The organism is Pseudomonas sp. FW300-N2F2 (assembly GCF_017351655.1).
GTDB classification, from domain to species: domain Bacteria; phylum Pseudomonadota; class Gammaproteobacteria; order Pseudomonadales; family Pseudomonadaceae; genus Aquipseudomonas; species Aquipseudomonas fluorescens_AA.
The window spans coordinates 871,237-887,903 of sequence record NZ_JACNDQ010000002.1 but is presented as its reverse complement, the minus strand read 5'-3'; the positions used below and the strand labels follow the sequence as shown (position 1 = coordinate 887,903).

The 16,667-nt window shown below is 56.9% G+C and carries 18 protein-coding genes and 3 pseudogenes; 14 read left to right on the top strand and 7 right to left on the bottom strand.

Features of this window, described 5'->3' with window-relative positions:
* Positions 1 to 91: 91 nt before the first annotated feature.
* On the bottom strand, positions 92 to 1,015 hold the full coding sequence (locus J4E63_RS18675) for a DMT family transporter (protein ID WP_207282932.1): 924 nt from the start codon (positions 1,013 to 1,015) through the stop codon (positions 92 to 94).
* Positions 1,016 to 1,125: 110 nt separating this feature from the next.
* Between J4E63_RS18675 and J4E63_RS18670 the strand changes: the two genes are divergently transcribed.
* Both J4E63_RS18670 and J4E63_RS18665 read left to right on the top strand, forming a co-directional pair.
* A complete protein-coding gene (locus J4E63_RS18670) occupies positions 1,126 to 1,992 on the top strand; it encodes a LysR family transcriptional regulator (protein WP_207282931.1) in 867 nt (288 codons plus the stop codon).
* Between the two features lie 365 nt (positions 1,993 to 2,357).
* Positions 2,358 to 2,942: a DUF1349 domain-containing protein gene (locus J4E63_RS18665; RefSeq protein WP_259333948.1), complete on the top strand. Its 585-nt coding sequence runs from the start codon at positions 2,358 to 2,360 to the stop codon at positions 2,940 to 2,942.
* Positions 2,943 to 3,070: 128 nt separating this feature from the next.
* Here the strand turns inward: J4E63_RS18665 and J4E63_RS18660 are convergent, their stop codons facing one another.
* Positions 3,071 to 4,303, bottom strand: coding sequence for an NADH:flavin oxidoreductase/NADH oxidase family protein (locus J4E63_RS18660; protein WP_207282930.1), 1,233 nt, complete (start codon positions 4,301 to 4,303; stop codon positions 3,071 to 3,073).
* Between the two features lie 54 nt (positions 4,304 to 4,357).
* Positions 4,358 to 4,858: a MerR family transcriptional regulator gene (locus J4E63_RS18655; RefSeq protein WP_207282929.1), complete on the bottom strand. Its 501-nt coding sequence runs from the start codon at positions 4,856 to 4,858 to the stop codon at positions 4,358 to 4,360.
* Positions 4,859 to 5,010: 152 nt separating this feature from the next.
* Between J4E63_RS18655 and J4E63_RS18650 the strand changes: the two genes are divergently transcribed.
* Positions 5,011 to 5,391 (top strand): cytochrome c, encoded by a 381-nt coding sequence (locus tag J4E63_RS18650; RefSeq protein WP_207282928.1) that lies wholly within the window; start codon positions 5,011 to 5,013, stop codon positions 5,389 to 5,391.
* Positions 5,392 to 5,482: 91 nt separating this feature from the next.
* On the opposite strand, the gene J4E63_RS18645 is transcribed toward J4E63_RS18650, so the two are convergent.
* Positions 5,483 to 6,115 (bottom strand): pyridoxamine 5'-phosphate oxidase family protein, encoded by a 633-nt coding sequence (locus tag J4E63_RS18645; protein ID WP_207282927.1) that lies wholly within the window; start codon positions 6,113 to 6,115, stop codon positions 5,483 to 5,485.
* A gap of 91 nt (positions 6,116 to 6,206) precedes the next feature.
* Complete coding sequence (locus tag J4E63_RS18640) at positions 6,207 to 7,166, bottom strand: hypothetical protein (protein WP_207282926.1); 960 nt, start codon at positions 7,164 to 7,166, stop codon at positions 6,207 to 6,209.
* A gap of 340 nt (positions 7,167 to 7,506) precedes the next feature.
* Here J4E63_RS18640 and J4E63_RS18635 point away from each other — a divergent pair, with 340 nt between their 5' ends.
* The 5 genes and pseudogenes from J4E63_RS18635 to J4E63_RS18615 form a co-directional block, all read left to right on the top strand.
* Positions 7,507 to 7,779 (top strand): hypothetical protein, encoded by a 273-nt coding sequence (locus tag J4E63_RS18635; RefSeq protein WP_063320592.1) that lies wholly within the window; start codon positions 7,507 to 7,509, stop codon positions 7,777 to 7,779.
* Between the two features lie 287 nt (positions 7,780 to 8,066).
* Positions 8,067 to 8,363 carry a helix-turn-helix transcriptional regulator gene (locus J4E63_RS18630; protein WP_072405141.1) on the top strand — a complete coding sequence of 99 codons (297 nt, stop codon included), beginning with the start codon at positions 8,067 to 8,069 and terminating at the stop codon, positions 8,361 to 8,363.
* Positions 8,364 to 8,419: 56 nt separating this feature from the next.
* Entirely contained in the window at positions 8,420 to 9,430 is a 1,011-nt protein-coding gene (locus tag J4E63_RS18625; protein WP_092460027.1) for an NAD(P)-dependent alcohol dehydrogenase, read from the top strand.
* Positions 9,431 to 9,556: pseudogene (locus J4E63_RS18620) on the top strand (transposase domain-containing protein); the annotation flags it as partial.
* 101 nt (positions 9,557 to 9,657) lie between these two features.
* A pseudogene (locus J4E63_RS18615) lies at positions 9,658 to 9,946 on the top strand (integrase); the annotation flags it as partial.
* Position 9,947: 1 nt separating this feature from the next.
* Here J4E63_RS18615 and J4E63_RS31110 read toward each other — a convergent pair.
* Both J4E63_RS31110 and J4E63_RS18610 read right to left on the bottom strand, forming a co-directional pair.
* Positions 9,948 to 10,058, bottom strand: a pseudogene (locus J4E63_RS31110) (LysE family translocator); the annotation flags it as partial.
* Positions 10,059 to 10,234: 176 nt separating this feature from the next.
* Complete coding sequence (locus tag J4E63_RS18610) at positions 10,235 to 11,149, bottom strand: LysR family transcriptional regulator (protein WP_081015451.1); 915 nt, start codon at positions 11,147 to 11,149, stop codon at positions 10,235 to 10,237.
* Positions 11,150 to 11,306: 157 nt separating this feature from the next.
* Here J4E63_RS18610 and J4E63_RS18605 point away from each other — a divergent pair, with 157 nt between their 5' ends.
* The 6 genes from J4E63_RS18605 to J4E63_RS18580 all read left to right on the top strand — a co-directional run bounded on the left by J4E63_RS18605 (position 11,307) and on the right by J4E63_RS18580 (position 16,638).
* Positions 11,307 to 12,152: a transporter substrate-binding domain-containing protein gene (locus J4E63_RS18605; RefSeq protein WP_192260580.1), complete on the top strand. Its 846-nt coding sequence runs from the start codon at positions 11,307 to 11,309 to the stop codon at positions 12,150 to 12,152.
* A 90-nt stretch (positions 12,153 to 12,242) separates the two neighbouring features.
* Positions 12,243 to 12,542: a (2Fe-2S)-binding protein gene (locus J4E63_RS18600; protein WP_207282925.1), complete on the top strand. Its 300-nt coding sequence runs from the start codon at positions 12,243 to 12,245 to the stop codon at positions 12,540 to 12,542.
* Complete coding sequence (locus J4E63_RS18595) at positions 12,542 to 14,074, top strand: FAD/NAD(P)-binding oxidoreductase (protein ID WP_207282924.1); 1,533 nt, start codon at positions 12,542 to 12,544, stop codon at positions 14,072 to 14,074. The genes J4E63_RS18600 and J4E63_RS18595 overlap by 1 nt, the downstream gene beginning before the upstream one ends.
* Positions 14,067 to 15,233 (top strand): FAD-binding oxidoreductase, encoded by a 1,167-nt coding sequence (locus J4E63_RS18590; protein WP_207282923.1) that lies wholly within the window; start codon positions 14,067 to 14,069, stop codon positions 15,231 to 15,233. Before J4E63_RS18595 ends, J4E63_RS18590 begins: the two co-directional genes overlap by 8 nt.
* Positions 15,230 to 15,943 carry an ABC transporter permease gene (locus J4E63_RS18585; RefSeq protein WP_207282922.1) on the top strand — a complete coding sequence of 238 codons (714 nt, stop codon included), beginning with the start codon at positions 15,230 to 15,232 and terminating at the stop codon, positions 15,941 to 15,943. The genes J4E63_RS18590 and J4E63_RS18585 overlap by 4 nt, the downstream gene beginning before the upstream one ends.
* A complete protein-coding gene (locus J4E63_RS18580; protein WP_207282921.1) occupies positions 15,943 to 16,638 on the top strand; it encodes an ABC transporter permease in 696 nt (231 codons plus the stop codon). Before J4E63_RS18585 ends, J4E63_RS18580 begins: the two co-directional genes overlap by 1 nt.
* Positions 16,639 to 16,667: the final 29 nt, after the last annotated feature.

Below are 16,667 nucleotides of genomic sequence, written 5' to 3'. Positions count from 1 at the left end.
CAACCGTGGCGAGGGAGCTTGCTCCCGCTGGGCTGCGCAGCAGCCCTAAACAGGACAGCATCGAACATCATTGCCTGCATCTACTACAGAATCAGCCGGCTTTCGCCACACTCGCCGGCCCGACATTCAACGCAAGCACACTCGCCAACACGATAACCGCCCCAACCATCACCATCGCCGCTGGGCGTTCGGCCAGGATTAGACCAGCCATCAACATCGCCGTGGGCGGTATCAGGTAAAGCGCCGTGGAAGCGCGGCTCACGTTGCTGTGGGCCAGCACGTAAGCCCAAGCAAGGTACGCCAGCGCGCTGGGAAAAATACCGAGAACCAACACCGCCAGGTTCACCGAAGCCGAAGCCTGTCGCGCCGCGCTCAACATGCCCGGCGCGAAAATGAACAACAGGAGCGTGCCCGACCAGACGGTGTAGCAGACCAGGGTCAAGCCGTCGTAGCGATGGGTATGGTGCTTCTGCAAAGCGAAATACACACTCCAGGACAGCGCCGCCAGGAGGATCAATAGCCCACGGGCGTCCATATCACCCAAGCCTCGATCCCCCGTGACGACCACGGCAGCGCCAAGCAAGCCGCACAGTACACAGCCCCATTGCCAAGCGCCGACTCTGTCCTTGAAGACAAAATGCGCCAACAACGTGCTGAACAAAGGCGTGGACTGGGCCAGGACGCTGGCCGCCCCTGCGCTGACGCCCCGCTGACCGTAATTGAGAGCGATGTGGTGCAGACTCACGGCAAAGAAACCCAATACCGCCAGCAACGGCAAATCCCCGAGACGTGGCCAGGAAATACCATTTGCTATCGCGACGACGGCCATGAACACCGAAGCGATGAGAAACCGCATCAACGCCAGCTGACCCGGTTCGTAAGCCTGCAAGCCGATGCGAATACCAATCGGCGAATAGGCCCAGCAAAGAATCACGAACAGCGTCGCCAGAATCACTTTTACGCGGGGTCTGCCGGGATTCTTCAAGCCGTCAAACGGCACACATCGGGTTTCCATTCAGAGTTCCTGCGCACTGAGCGTCTGGTCTATTTACGCCGCAGTATCAAAACCACCCATCCTCAATACAAGTGACTTAAACTCAGCCAACCATTCACTTCTGGTGAGTCATGGAACTGTCCCAACTGCGCATGCTCAAGACCGTCTGCGACACCGGCAGCATCGCCCGTGCCGCCGAAGTGCTGCACTGCGTACCGTCCAACATCACGGCACGGCTCAAATCCCTAGAGCGGGAGTTGGGTACACCGTTGTTTTTTCGTGAAGGTCGCGGCTTGCGGGTCAGCCCGGCGGGCGAGGTGTTCCTGGGGTACGCGACAAAAATCCTCAGCCTGACGGAAGAAGCCCGCCGCGCAGTAAACCCCAACCACACGCCAAGCGGACCGTTGCGCATAGGCGCCATCGAATCCAGCGCCACCGGGCGCCTGCCGCAGTTGTTGGCCAAATACCACGCGCAGTATCCTCAGGTGTCGCTGGAACTGAGCACGGGAACTTGGGCGCAGTTGCTGGACGATACCCAGCACCACCGGCTCGACGGTGTGATCGTGGCGGTAGACGTGGAACGGCCCGGACTCAAGCGCGCGGTGATGTACCGCGAAGACCTGATGCTCATCGCCTCCGAATCCCACGGCCCCTTGCGCAACGCCGCAGACCTGCAAGGCAAGGCCATCTTCATGTGGCCCCCGGGCTGTCCATACCGCCTTGCCCTGGAGCAGTGGTTGCTGCGCCATGACCAAGTGCAACCGATCATCAGCATCGCCAGCTATGGCGCCATCGTCGGCTGCGTCAGCGCCGGTGCCGGCGTCTCGCTGGTGCCTCGGGGGATCTACGAGCAATACCGTCAGGGGGCTGGCTGGACAGGGTATGAATTCCCTGAGCTGACGGGCATCGATAACCTGTTCTACTGGCATGAAAACGCTGGCCGGCATCCTGCCAGGGAAGCGTTTTTGACGATGTTGAAGACGGAGTTCGAAGGGTAGTCGCAATACCCTCCCCACAAAAGCCATCGGACTGCGCTGAGCGGCATCCCGCTGACCCTTCTTGTGGCGAGGGGATTTATCCCCGTTGGGGCGCGAAGCGGCCCTAAAAGCCGACAACTCGGCCCACCGACCAACACAAACCCCGTGGCGAGGGAGCTTGCTCCCGCTGGACTGCGAAGCAGTCCCGAAACCTGCCAACACGGTGTATCCAGTCAACTCCCAGCGCTTGTTAGAAGGCCGCTTCGCGGCCAGCGGGAGCAAGCTCCCTCGCCACAGGTTTTCATCAACTCACCTGTCAGCGCACGGCTGAAAAATGTTACATAGTTGAGGGATCGGTCCTAACCGCACTACGACAGGAGTCTGCTTTGGAATTAGCACTGCTCAACGGCTCATGGTTGAATGAACCGAAGATCTACACGCCCACAGAAACCACGCTGGAACTGCTAACAGACAAAGAAACGGACTTCTGGCGCGAGACCTACTACGGCTTCACCCACGACAGCGGTCACTTCCTGGGCCTTGAAGCCCCCTCCCGCTTCACCTGCCAATTCCGTATCCGCGGCACCTTCGAGGCGCTGTACGACCAAGCCGGCATCATGGTCCGGATCAACGAGCGGCAATGGGTCAAGGCAGGTATCGAGCTGAGCGACGGACACGCCATGCTCAGCAGCGTTCTTACCGACGGAAAGTCCGACTGGGCGACCAGCCCTTATACCGCAGACCCCACCGACTTCTGGATGCGCGCCACGGTGGCCGACGGCGTGCTTCGGCTGCAGGTTTCGTCCGACGGCAACCACTGGCCGTTGGTGCGGTTATGCCCCTTCCCTGTCGCACCGAATTACCGGGTCGGCCCGATGGCTTGCAGCCCCAAGCGAAGTGGATTGAAAGTGCTGTTTTCGGACTGGACGCTTGGGCCAGCGCTTGGCAAGGATCTGCACGACTTGTCTTGAGCGCCTCAAGAGAGGCATCTGCAGAAGCCGGGATGGTTCGACTGTTCCTGACGAATCCACCCGCTACGCACCTATGAAGACTTCGTGCGCGAGGCCGTGGCCGGGGCTTGAGCAGCCACGGCGTCGCGTCACGCTGAACGTTTTTCTATCCAGCGCCGGTACTGGCGAGTGCGGCATGCCATGCCAAGCTGCTGCAAGATCAGCGCGCGTAACGGCGATACATCAGGATCGGTCTTTCCCTGTCGACTGAGCTTGCGCAGCTGGAATTTCACGACAGCCATGCTGGCCAAGGACGCGACGGCTTTGTTCTTCCAAGTGATCGGTGGCAACTGAGGTGCATTGTCCTTGCCTTGGAGCCAATCGCGAGGCAAGTGCGGATCGATGGCCAAGGCCGTTCCGATGCCCACCATGTCCACCCCACTCTGGACGACACTTTCGGCCACCGGACGTCGACGTATGCCACCGGTGACCATGACGGGCATCTTGGCGACCGCCTGGATATCACGGGCAAACTCAACGAAATAGGCCTCGCGCGCCAGGGTTCGACCATCGCGGGCCTCACCCTGCATGGCGGGTGCTTCGTAGCTGCCGCCGGATAATTCCACCAGGTCCACACCCAGGTCATTGAGCCGTTCGACCACCTCCCTGGCGTCGTCGGCCGTGAATCCTCCCCGTTGGAAATCGGCAGAATTCAGTTTGACCGCCACTGCAAAGTCCGCAGAAACCACTGCCCTCACCGCCTTGACGATCTCAAGCAACAGACGCGCCCGATTCTCCAGGGAACCGCCCCACTGGTCCGTCCTGCGATTGCTCAGCGGCGAAAGAAACTGGCTCAACAGATAGCCATGGGCGGCATGGATTTCTACGCCGTTGAAACCGGCCTGTTCACCCAGGTGTGCGGTGCGCGCAAAGCGCTGGATAACCTCTTCGATCACCTCTTGAGTCATCGCGTGCGGCGTGGCGAAATGCTTGGACAATGTGCCCAATTCCAGCGGTATGGCTGACGGTGCCCAGGCCTTCTGCCCAAGGTTTGCCTGCATCTGACGACCGGGGTGATTGATCTGCAGCCAGAATTGAGCACCTGCGGATCGACCAATACGCGCCCAGCGTTTGAACTTGTCCAATTGCTGGTCATCCTGCAGCACCACGCCGCCCGGACCGGTCATGGCGCGGCCATCGACCATCACATTGCCAGTGATGATCAGGCCGGCCCCACCGTCAGCCCAGGCCTGGTAGAGCCGCATCAGTTCTTCGGAGGGTGCCTGCTCGGCATCCGCCATGTTTTCCTCCATGGCGGCCTTGGCGATTCGGTTCTTGAGCGTCGAACCATTGGGAAGCATCAGGGCATCGAACACATTCATGGGGTGGTCCTCATTTGACGTAGGGCCACCTTAAGCTTGAAGTGAACTTTAAGGTCAACCCCCTTTTTTCAGCTCCCGCAACGAGGCCTGGTGATTTCTGGTGTTGTGTTCTGAAACCTGGCGAGCCGCTTTTTTCTTGGCAGGCGCCACACTCTCTTCGCGCAATCGGTGCAACAACAGCTGCGTGTTGTCCGCGCACCCCAAGCCTTCGGGCTTACCCTCGATACCATCAATGACCAACAAAAGCTGAGCTTTATTCTGGGCCAGTCGTTGCTGGAGGATTTCGATCTCCGCAACTTTGCGCCTGAGCCCACTGAGCAACTCTTCATGCTGCCAGCCGCTGGCATCGACCGGCAGCAATTGTCGGATTTCTTCCAATGAAAACCCCGCTGCCTGTGCGCCGGTGATGATTTCCAGGACCCACTCTGTCTCGGGGGCATAGTCCCGATAACCATTGGCCTTGCGCTCGACAGACTTGATCAGGCCGCTCGCTTCGTAAAAACGGATGCGCGAAGGCGCCAACCCGCTGATTTTCGCCAGTTCGCCTATCCTCATGCCCCACCCCAGGAAATCATCGCGCTTGTTAACCTTAGATCTAACGTGGTTTAACAGCCAAGCTGTCCTATCCCGCAGTCACTCCCAATTACATACACAGCTGTACGCGTTCGGTGCTACCACCGATAAACGCTCGGCCATGAATAGGTCACATGAACATCAAAACATTGTTCGTCGCTCTACTCGGAATCCTGTCATGCATGCAAGCGTCAGCGTCCTTCGCGGACAACGCCAATGGGAAAACGCTCTATCTTCAGCGATGCGCCGTGTGCCATGGCGCGGACATCAAGGGAACAGGGCCATTGGCCAGGAAAAGCAACCCTCCAACCCCTGACCTTACGACACCCGCCTTCAAGAAGCGACTGACCGATTACCCGGGCGTGATTGTCTCTTCGATCATACTTCGCCCCAATGGAAACCTGATTCCAAGGACCTTGAAAGAGAATGGCGTGAAGATCCCGCCGCACCCTTGGAGCGTCAAGGACCTGCGCGATCTGCATCAATACATGAGTGAGGTCATTTCAAATAAATGATCTTACGGAGAACTGCACCTCGGCTTATCGACAAAAACAGGCAATACCCAGGGTCTATCAGACCTGGGTATTGAAGTACTTTGGAAAACCGTCAGTAAAGCGTATTGGCAACACGCTCCGGCAGTGCCTTGTCATAAGCGTCGCCATCGACCTGCGATGGGCAGATGCGTTTGAACACCTCGCCTGCCGTGGGCAATGCACTGCGCTCGATCTGCCGTTTCACGTCCCACAACCCCGCCCTGACCACCGCCCTGCTGCACTGGAAATAAACACTGGTTACGGTGACTTCCAGAACGGTTCGAGGGAGTTGCCCTTTCACTGCAAAGCGGGACAACAGGGCTGGCTCGATGGATATCCTGGCCGTGCCATTCACGCGCAAGGTTTCCCCCACGCCGGGCACGAGGAAAAGCAGCGCGACCCGGGGATCCTCGACGATATTTCGCAGCGAATCGATACGGTTGTTGCCGCGGCGGTCGGGCAAATACAGCGTCTTGCTGTCGTGAACATGAACGAACCCCGGCGCGTCGCCCCTCGGAGACGCATCCAGCCCTCCGGGGCCCGAGGAAGCAAGGATCACAAAGGATGCAGCCTCGATGAAGGGCTGGTAAACCGGATGGATATGGTCGACTTCCTTGAGCATCGAGGGCGCCGCGACGGGGCCGTAGAGGCTTTCCAGCGCTTGCGCCGTGGTGATGTAGGCGCTGCTGTCGTTGTGGCGTTCCATACTCATCTCCTCTGTAGATGTTTAAAAATCGCATTCAGTTGCGCCGCGCCCTCTCAACCTTCCAACCCAACGACGACCGAATCGACCGCTTTCAGGTCTTGGAGCTCATGCGCCCCTGGATCGCCACGCGCAGGCAACCCCAGGCAATAAAGCCGACGATCACGCCCTCGGCCACACCCACCAGCAAGTTGAAGGAAAAGCTCAGCGGCTGCTCGGCCCAATAGAACGTCGTCGAGCCCGTTCGAAAGCCACTGACGCGCAGCCGTCCGGTAAAAATGGCCGGCACCAAGGTCATGACGTTAGTCAGTTCCAGCACCGCAAAGAAGGCGCCCAATAGCGTGAGCAAGGCACGTGCGGGCACGCCCAGTTTCTCGGTCGGCTCAGGCGCAGCAGCGTCGCCGTTTTCCCGGCGCTGACGAGCTGCCTTTACCGCCTTGCCGCTGCTAGGGGCCGGAGTTGGCCTGTAAGGCACCTTCACAACCGGCGCCGCCCCCTCGACGACCTCGGTGGGCAGCGCCACGCCCAGGTAATCGGCCAGCTCCCGCAGCCACACGTCCGTGCGTTGACTGCCCGGCACCACCGGAACGTTGTCGGTGGTCAGGCGCTGCGCGGTGCCATCGCGCAGTATCAGCCACAGCTGGGTGCGAGCTCGCCCAGCCTGCGGGAGGCGGCGCAGTTCAAGGGATTTGGCAGCATCGATCCGGAAGGCCGATTGCACACGCTCGCGGCCCCCGAAAAAGTTACGGGTCAGGCGCTTGCCTTCGCCGTCGACCCGCGACAACACCAACGTCTCGTGGACGCCGGTGTACACCACCAGCAGCAGACCAAGGGCAGGAATCAGCAGCCACAGCAGCACCATCAATAGAGCGGACAGTGGATCCACCTCCGCCATCAACGAGGCCCCATCAACCATCACGAACACGGCGAACGCCATGGGCAAGATAAAGGCCAACGCCCCTATCACCAACACGACCAAGCTCTGCACCACGTTGCGCGAATGGATGTGCAGGTCACCCTGCGCGGTGCGCTCGAACCGATGTCCTATCAACATGCATGCCTCCTGTTGCGTTGCTTTGCAGACTGTTCGAGAGGCCGGGATGACGATTGGAACGCCTCGGGCCGGGATGGTGTTCCAGAGGCGCAGGATACCGGATGTCGCGACCTCGGGGTTGGGGTGGGGTTTTCTGCGGTGTGAGTAATTGTTCCTACAGAAATGGATCACGTCGGTTCGTTTCCTCGGAGAATTCTCATGATTCCTACGAAGGCCTCGGAATCTCTCACCTTGTTCGTCTTGGGTGCGCAAATCTATAGTTCTTTCTGTCGCCAACCATGGTGATCAGGTTTGGCGACCTGCGTATCGGATAAGCCCTCTAACCAAATGGAGCAATCCCATGCAGAGATACATCCCCATCACCGGCATCGACTGCACCCCGGCCGCCCTACTCATCGATACCCAGGCGCCGCTTGACGTCCTGCACGCAACTGCCGATTACCGCATCCGCACGGTGACCCAAGTGTTGGAAAACATCGCGTTTCGCTCTGAGATTGCCAGCGATACGGTGGTGCTTTCGGATTTCGCGCAGCTTTTGGTGATTCCGTTGCGGGATGGATGTGATTTGCTGGAGGTGATTGGTCGGCGGCTTCAGGCGCAGGTTGAAAACTGATGGCGTTACGGGCGCTTACGGCGCCCGTTTTCATGTTTGGCATTTACAGGTCGTGGCTGGCGGATAGTTGTAACGTAGGGCACTCTACAAAGACGGCTTCCGGCCACAAGCAGTCGTTCAAGCATATACCAGGGATGTCTACCAGAGCGGGGTCGTCCGAGCAGTCATTCAATGCGTCCACAAAAGCAGCGTCGATTCAGCTGGATGCGTTTTTTGATTTCAATCCTTTGCGCTGGGTAATAGATTACTTATTGAACATTTCGTAAAAAAGCGTAACATCACCGCCCATGATACTCGAACAGCTCAAAGCCCTGGGCAATGACACTCGCATGCAAATGATGGAGTGGCTCAAAGACCCACTCAGTAATTTCCCCCCTCAGGATCATGGCGATCCTGCGATAGGCGTGTGCGTCACCCATTTGCAGCACAAGGCCGGGCTTTCACCTTCTACCGCGTCTGCACATTTGGCTATCTTGCAACGTGCAGGCTTCGTGCTGACCACCCGCATCGGAAAGTGGACTTACTACCGGCGCAATGAGCAGGCGATTGATGACTTTGCGGCTAGGCTGATCATCGAATTGTAATTTTTAAACCTTCATTTCGTTATTTCGCGTAATGAGAAAACATGAGGAAACCCCCTATGAGCAGCAAAACTATCTTCGTTGAACCTGGTGGCGGCTATGAAAAGGTTGTGGTTGGCAGCAGCGAAGTCCGAGCCGCAGCGCGTGGCGAAATCACCGTACGCCTTCATGCCAACTCGCTCAACTACCACGACTTCGCGGTGGTCAGCGGTATGTGGGGCCCTAGCGAAAAACGCATCCCCATGGCCGATGGTGCAGGTGAAGTCATTGCTGTCGGCCCAGATGTCACTGAATTCAAGGTGGGTGACTCGGTCGTCAGCACCTTCTTCCCGGAATGGATCAACGGTGCGCCACTGGTTGAAGGCTTTGTCAGCGTGCCAGGTGATGGCATCGACGGCTACGCTCGTGAGCAAGTGACGGCCAACGCCACATCGTTCACCCTCGCGCCTATTGGCTACAGCCATGCTGAAGCGTCGACGCTTACCACCGCCGGCCTTACTGCATGGCGCGCCCTGATGGCCGATGACTCACTCAAGCCGGGCGACACCGTGCTCGTCCAAGGCACTGGTGGCGTTTCAATTTTCGCCCTGCAGTTCGCTAAAATGGCCGGTGCTACCGTTATTGCGACCTCTTCAAGCGACGAAAAACTTGAACGTCTGAAAGCGCTAGGCGCTGACCATGTGATCAATTACCGCAAAGACCTCAACTGGGGCGAAACTGCACGCGCGCTAACGGGTGGCCGTGGTGTTGACCACATCATCGAAGTCGGCGGCCCTGCGACGCTTGAGCAATCGATGAGTGCAGTTCGGGTTGCTGGTCACATCTCTGTCATTGGCATATTGAGTGGCGTAAGCGGTGCAATGAATTTTGTACCGGCACTGATCAAGCAAGTGCGTCTGCAGGGTGTATTGGTGGGTAGCCGCAGCCAGCAGCAGGACATGATCCGAGCCATCAATGCTAATGGCATGCGCCCGATTATCGATCGTCATTTCCCTTTGAGCGAGATTGTCGAAGCGTTCAAGTATCAGGAAACCAACCAGCATTTCGGCAAAATTTGCCTGGATATCTAAGCACGCATGCATGGGCATGATCCGTATGCCTATCTCAAAGATGTGCTGCCACTGCTGCCGACGCAGCGGACGAGAGAGATTGGCCCCATGCTGCCTGTCACAACCGGCAGCAAGGGGGTCGGTTAGCGACCGTTGCTCTTAGTAGCCATCCTTGTCCTTCCACACGTGGAGGACTTGTCATGAACATCATTGCGACCTGCAGCCGTCAGCCGTAGAACAAAGGAACATTGGTCGAGCAGAAAGCCCCACTCCGACTGAGAGATATCTGGGCCATCCGAGTAAGGCTTCAAATCGCAGAAAGAACCCGGGATCTAGCTCTTTTCGATCTGGCCATCGACAGCAAGCTTCGAGCCTGCGACTTAACCAAGCTCCGCGTGCGCGACATTGCCCATGGTGAGTACATATCATCACGAGCCATGGTGATGCAGCAGAAAACGCAGCGAGGACTGGCTTTTTCCTAGCCGGCTGCATACGTCAAACCATCTATCCACTCGTCAATACGCTCGTATCGTCAAAACCGCGTAGCAGCTACCGCTTTGTGGACTACTGCAATGAAATTTGGACCTGGAATAACGACACCGGCCAGGTAAACCAAAAAGACTGTCAAAACGGCGGGACCATCGATCATGTGCATTCCTTTGCGAGTGTTGTTGTGGCCGGGGATGGTCATCATTCAGTTAAGGCCGCTCGCGGCTTCAACTCACAACGAAGTAAAAATTCGATACGGGGCTTTTCAGGCTATTGGGGTTTTTACACACTCTGTGCCAGAAGCGGGCACCGGCCATGCATCCAGGTGAACCATGCTCACTCTGCTGCTACGACGGTCAACATCTTCATCGAGCGCTGGGCTGCTTCATGGAGCGCTTGCTCCAACCTCAGTACTGCGGCGCTGCGAGGTTGATTTGCGGGATGCTCAAGATAGTAATTCCCTGGTCCTGGAGTCACGGGAATGAGCGGGCATATCTCTAACCCAAGCGAATCCGCTAAAGGCAGACAAACTGGAACGGGACCAATGGCGAGTCCTAGTCCTTGGCTCACCATCATGAAGGCTAGAGGGGTCGTATCTACGGGTTCCAACTTCAGACTGTGAGCACGCATTGGGCCAAAATTGTGATTGAGCAGCCCCATCCATCCCATTGAATGCGGCACCATTTCCAGCAGCCGATATTTCAGCAGGGCTTCCAGTGATGTCAGCCCAGGCACGTCGGCTTTGCGGCACATGGCTACGTAGGAAAGTCCCATCAGACGGCCAGGATGACGCACTAAATCAGGATCCTCACCGAATTTTATCGCTAGATCAGGTTCCATGTTCCGTTGTTGCGCACCTTCCATCCAGAGTTCGACCCGAATACCGGGGTTACCCTGCTCAAAGTCCGCAAGCACTTGAGGAAGCCAGCTCATCGACATCAGATGGCTGGCCTGCAACGACACACGTTGAATACGTTGAGGGGAAAAGAGCGCCGCCGCCTTGCTTTCCATTGCACTGATGGAGAGTTGTACGGTGGGAAGAAAATCCCTGCCTTCTGGTGTGAGCAGAATTCGGTTCGCCGAGCGCTCGAACAAAGGACGGCCAAGACTGGCCTCTAATGACTGGACCTGCTGACTTACCGCAGCACCCGTCATGCTCAACTCTTGCCCGGCCTTCGAGAAGCTTTGATGTCTAGCAGCGGCCTCAAAGACACGAAGCCAGTTCAGTGAAGGAATAAGTGATCTGCTCATAACCCAAGCATAAGTTCAGCTTTCGCTCAGGTCAACTAGATGACGTCTGTAGCACCTCCTGATCCGTGGGTATAGTGAATCCACAACGACTAGTAATTGATTTAAATCCTTTCGCTATCTGCCCTTTTAATAACCTGAATAAAGCAGGGAGATGGAAATGTTGAAAAACCGTGCGTGGCTCGCTTTGGCGCTAATGCCAATGTTTGTAGGTATAGCCAGTGCTCAGGCTTTGCCAAGCGAAATCAAAGTTGCAACAGAGGGCGCCTACCCTCCTTGGAATTATACGAATGCCGATGGCTCGCTGACCGGTTACGAGATCGAGCTGACCCACGTGTTATGCGAACGAATGAAGGTCAAGTGCACCATCGTCAGCCAAGAATGGAACGGAATTATTCCTGGCCTGACAGTTGGTAAATATGACGCGATCATCGCTTCGATGGGCGTTACTGCCGAACGCAAAAAGGTCATCGCGTTTTCTAAATCGTACGCCAAAGCACCTAATGGCTTTCTCACGACTTCAGACAATGAGCTGAAAGGCCTGGCAGATGCGGGCAATAGCTACGATCTGACTGACTCGCCAGCCAGCGCACAAGCTGCGATTGATGCGCTAAAAGCCAAATTCAAAGGCAAGGTAATCGGTGTCCAGACCGGGTCGACTGCGTCGAATTTTGTACGAGAGTATTTCAAAGGTTTGGACATTCGTGATTACCCGACATTTGAACAACTCGCGTTGGATTTGGCTAATGGCCGTCTGGATATAGGCGTAGCGAACGTCACGACCTTTAAGCCCGTCATAGAGGTGAACAAAGGCGTATTGGTTTCTACCGGGCCGACCTTCGCTGGCGGCGTCTTGGGCCAAGGGACGACCAACATAGCGCTGCGACAAGGCGACGAAGCCCTTCGTCAGGCATTTGATGCCGCCATCACCGCAGTCAACAGCGACGGCACCAACAAAGCGCTGACTGAGAAATGGTTCGGCACGGACATCTCGACAAAAGACTGATCCGGAAAACCTCTCTCGGCAAACGGGAGAGGTTTTCAGCCGCTTGCCCATCAAACGCAATTTCGCAATTTCATCCTGGCAGGTACAGGCATGTTTATCCCCGTGGGTGCCGTCGAGGCAACAATCACCATTTATTTTAATGACCAGGCGATCACCGCTCGCACAGGCGAAACGCTTGCGGCGTGTTTGTTGAGAGCTGAGATATCGGCATTTCGCACCACCCCTGTCACAGGTTCAGCTCGACTGCCCTATTGCATGATCGGTCACTGTTTCGACTGTCTGGTCGAGGTCAACGGCATTGGCAACCGGCAGGCCTGTCTCCAGATCGTTGAAGACGGCATGAGAGTCACCCCCCAACAAGGTGTGGCGTCAATTGAGTGGGGGGTGTGATGCCTGATTTATCGCAAGAGTCTCGTGCTCCAGCAGCAGACAACCCTCGTGCTCTAGATGCGGATGTCATTGTTATCGGCTCAGGTCCGGCGGGAATGTCCGCTGCAATCGGAGTCGCTAAAGCTGGCCTGAAGGTCATTGTGCTCGACATGCAGCCAACGCCTGGAGGGCAGATTTTTCGCTCTCTCGAATCCAATCTTCTCGCCCGCCCATCGACTGACAAGCTGCTGAATGCCTTGGGTCCTACCTATCTCGCAGGACAAGCGTTGATAGAGGAGTTCCGCTCCGTAGCTGCCATCGATTACCGACCCGAAACGACGGTGTGGGAGCTTCGCGCGGAGGCAACTGTAGGATGGCTACGCGGCAACTCTGCCGGGTATCTGCGGGCACGACAAGTAGTCGTAGCCAATGGTGCGATGGAACGCCCGATGCCGTTTCCAGGTTGGACCTTGCCAGGCGTAATGACAGCAGGCGCCGTACAAACGTTGCTCAAGGCTGGGCGGTTACAGCCAGATGGCCGAGTGGTACTGGTCGGAACTGGCCCACTCATTTTGCTGTTGGCCGAGCAACTGCGCAGGCTTGGCGTCAGACCTAGTTTGATTGGTCGCACCGACACGATACGCGACAAGCTCGCTGCGGTTGGCTCGATCAAACTCAGTGCCATAGCGCCTCTCGCCAAAGGGTTTGGATGGCTCTCTCGCCTCAAGCTCGCTGGTATCACCATGCGCACAGGGGTATCTGATCTCAAGGCCTACGGACGTGACAAAGTTGAATCGGTCAGCCTGTCTGTCGCCGGGCGCACTATTGAACTGCCTTGTGATCTTTTGGTGGTACACGACGGCATCGTACCCGCGACCGACGTTGCCCACTGCGCTGGGCTGGCGATGGAATGGCTACACGATGACACGAGCTGGAAACCTAAAACGACTGAAGATGGTCGAGCAGAGTTAGCCGCGGGCCCTTCGCTGACGGAACGTCCCTGTGCCATCTGGATTTCCGGTGACGCTCGACGCATTGGCGGAGCCGACGCGGCAATCGCCCATGGACGACAGGTTGCTTCCTGCATCGTGGCCGAGCTTCTTGGAGTAAACCTAAGAAGTGAGCTGGTTAAAGGGGCTTCTCACGTCGCTCGGACACTCTCCGCTCGCCCATTCATTGATAAAGCCTTTCCTCGCGGTATCGCCGCGCAACTTCCTGAAGACTCCACGATAGTCTGCCGCTGTGAAGAGTTGACCGCCGGTGATATTCGGTCAGCGATTCATAACGGTGCTACTGACATGAACCATCTGCGGGGCATCATGCGTTGTGGGATGGGGCCATGCCAGGGACGTAGTTGCGCAGTGACCGTCGCCCGCCTCCTGGCTGAAGATTCCGGTACTGCCTCCCCAAGCCCTTTCAGGGCTCGTCCCCCTCTGCGCCCTCTGCCCCTTGTCGCACTGGCAAATCTCACAAGTCTGGATCCCGATCTAGCGCAAATCGTCTCCTTGGAAGATAAGCCTGTCGACGGAGTTGAGGTGCACTCCCATGAATAAGCGAACAGATGACGTTTTGATCATTGGTGGCGGACTGCAAGGGTGCTCAATTGGTTTGTTCCTTGCCCGGTCGGGTTGGAAAGTGACCCTCATAGATAAGGGCTTACCGGGTCGCCATGCTTCAGGTGTCAACGCGGGCGGACTTCGCCTTTTGATGAGAGATGTTCGGGAATACCCGCTTTCCATTCGTGCCATGGAGATGTGGAAGGATCTCGGAAGCATCGTTGGGCATGAGCAAGCACTAGCCTGCGAGGTGCAACTCGGCTCTTCCCAGATTGCTCTTGCGCTCGACGATGCGGAGATGAAATGGGTGCGTGACCGGCATCAAAAAATGATGCGTCGGGGCTACACCAGCGAAGAGTTCATAGACGCTCATGAACTGCATCAGATGCTTCCTGGCTTAGCCGACTCCGCATTGGGAGGTCTCATTTCCCGGGGTGATGGTCATGCCAATCCTGCCAGCGCTTCACAGGCGTTCCGGCGAGCGGCGGAAACAGCCGGGGTGGTGATCCATGAGAGATCTGCAGTCAAGGCGCTCGATCAATATTCCAGTGGGCGCTGGGCGGCGCGAACCGAACGAGGACTCATTGAGGCCAATTGGGTTATCAACTGCGCAGGGGCTTGGGGTTCGCAAGTTGCGGCGTCATTGGGGGACGAGCTTCCCATGAGGGTGTTGGCGCTCAGCATGATGGTGACTGCTCGGGTAAAGCCATTTATCGAACCCGTGGTGATAGGCATTGATCGACCACTGTCATTCAAGCAAAGCGCGGTGGGGTCATTGGTCATCGGTGGCGGCATATCTGGCAAGCCCTGCCTGGACGACGGGACGTCCTTCACCGTCATGGATCGCATGGCATCCAGCGCCGCCGCGACGCTTGAGGCCTTTCCTGTATTGGCAGGTGTGCCTGTGCTTCGCACCTGGACAGGGCTCGAAGGAGCAACGCCGGACGGAGTCCCCTACATAGGGCCGAGTGCCACGCACAAAGGGCTATGGCACGTGTTTGGTTTCTGCGGGCACGGTTTCCAATTAGCACCGGCTGTAGGTGAAACCGTAGCTCATTCGTTGATCAGCGGTTCAGTCCACCCGCTGATCGAACCTTTCAGCACGACACGATTTACCTCTTCTCCCTCTGCGCAACTACAAGGCCAAAAACAATGACGCTGAGTATTTTTGAATTGATTGGGTTCGGCCCCCATGGGTGGGGTTTGCCATTACTGACTGCCGCTAGTATCACCCTAGCGGCTGCTGTCAGCGGATTCGCCCTCGGCAGTTTGCTAGGGGTCATCGGTGCTGCCTTGAAACTTTCGAGAAGCAGGATTCTGCGTGCTGCGGGTACGTTTTATACGACAGTTTTTCGCGGCATCCCGGAGATCCTCATCGTTTACCTCTTTTATTTTGGCGGCAGCGTAGCGTTCACCAAAGTCATGAACATGAGTGGGTTCCCTGGCTTTTTCTCCCTACCGGCATTTGCCATCGGCGTATTGGCGGTGGGAATAGTATCCGGCGCTTATCAGACCGAAACCTATCGTGCAGGTTTTCTTCGACTTGATCGCGGACAGATCGAAGCGGGGTTGGCGTGTGGTATGTCCGACTTCTTGCTGCTGCGCCGAATCATCGCCCCTCAAGCTTTGCGTTTCGCATTGCCTGCATTGGGGAACGTCTGGCAGTCGGTATTGAAGGAGACCGCCCTGCTATCCGTAATTGGTCTGACCGAGTTACTTCGCCAATCAATTACCGCTGCTGGGTCAACACGTGAACCGTTGCTGTTTTACGGCGTGGCAGCTGCGATGTTCTTCATCATTGGCCGTTTAACTGGATCACTGCTGAGCCGCACGGAAAAACGTCTTGCCAGACCGTGGAGTCGTTGATGATGGATTGGAATTTTCTAACGGATGTATTTCAGCAGTTACTGACAGGCTTACCGCTGACTCTTCAGCTTTCGGCAATGGCGCTTGCCGTGGGCTTTGCGTTGTCGATCCTGGTGGCGGCCGCGGCAGGGAGCAGCTTTCGGCTCTTTCGGTGGATAGGCAATGCCCACATCGAACTATTCCGAGGAACCCCGTTGTTAGTGCAGATCTTTTTGATCTATTACGGGTTAGGTCAGATTCCTGGGTTGCGTCAGTCGTTTCTCTGGCCTTTTTTGCGTGAACCCTATTGGTGTGCGGTTTTGGCGCTTGCGCTCAACACTTCGGCCTATACAGCAGAGATCATCCGTGGGGCATTGCAGGCTGTTCCCCTTGGAGAGATCGAAGCTGGCCGGTCCTGTGGGATGTCCGGGCTGTTGCTGCGGCGCAGGGTCGTATGGCCAATCGCGGTTCGCCAAGGGCTTGCGGTTTACGGCAGTGAGGTGATTCTCATGCTCAAAGCCACATCGCTCGCGAGCATCATCACTCTGACAGAGGTAACCGGGATTGCTTACAAGCTGATCTCCTCCTCCTACCGCGTCATGGAAGTGTTCGCCGTCACCGGAGCGCTCTATCTGACTCTGACCTTCCTCATCAGTCTGGCGTTTTCAGTCATCGAGAGCCGACTCAATAAACATCTTGCCTATCGCCGCAATTAACCCTGCCGAGCGCTGGGAAGGAGCATTTA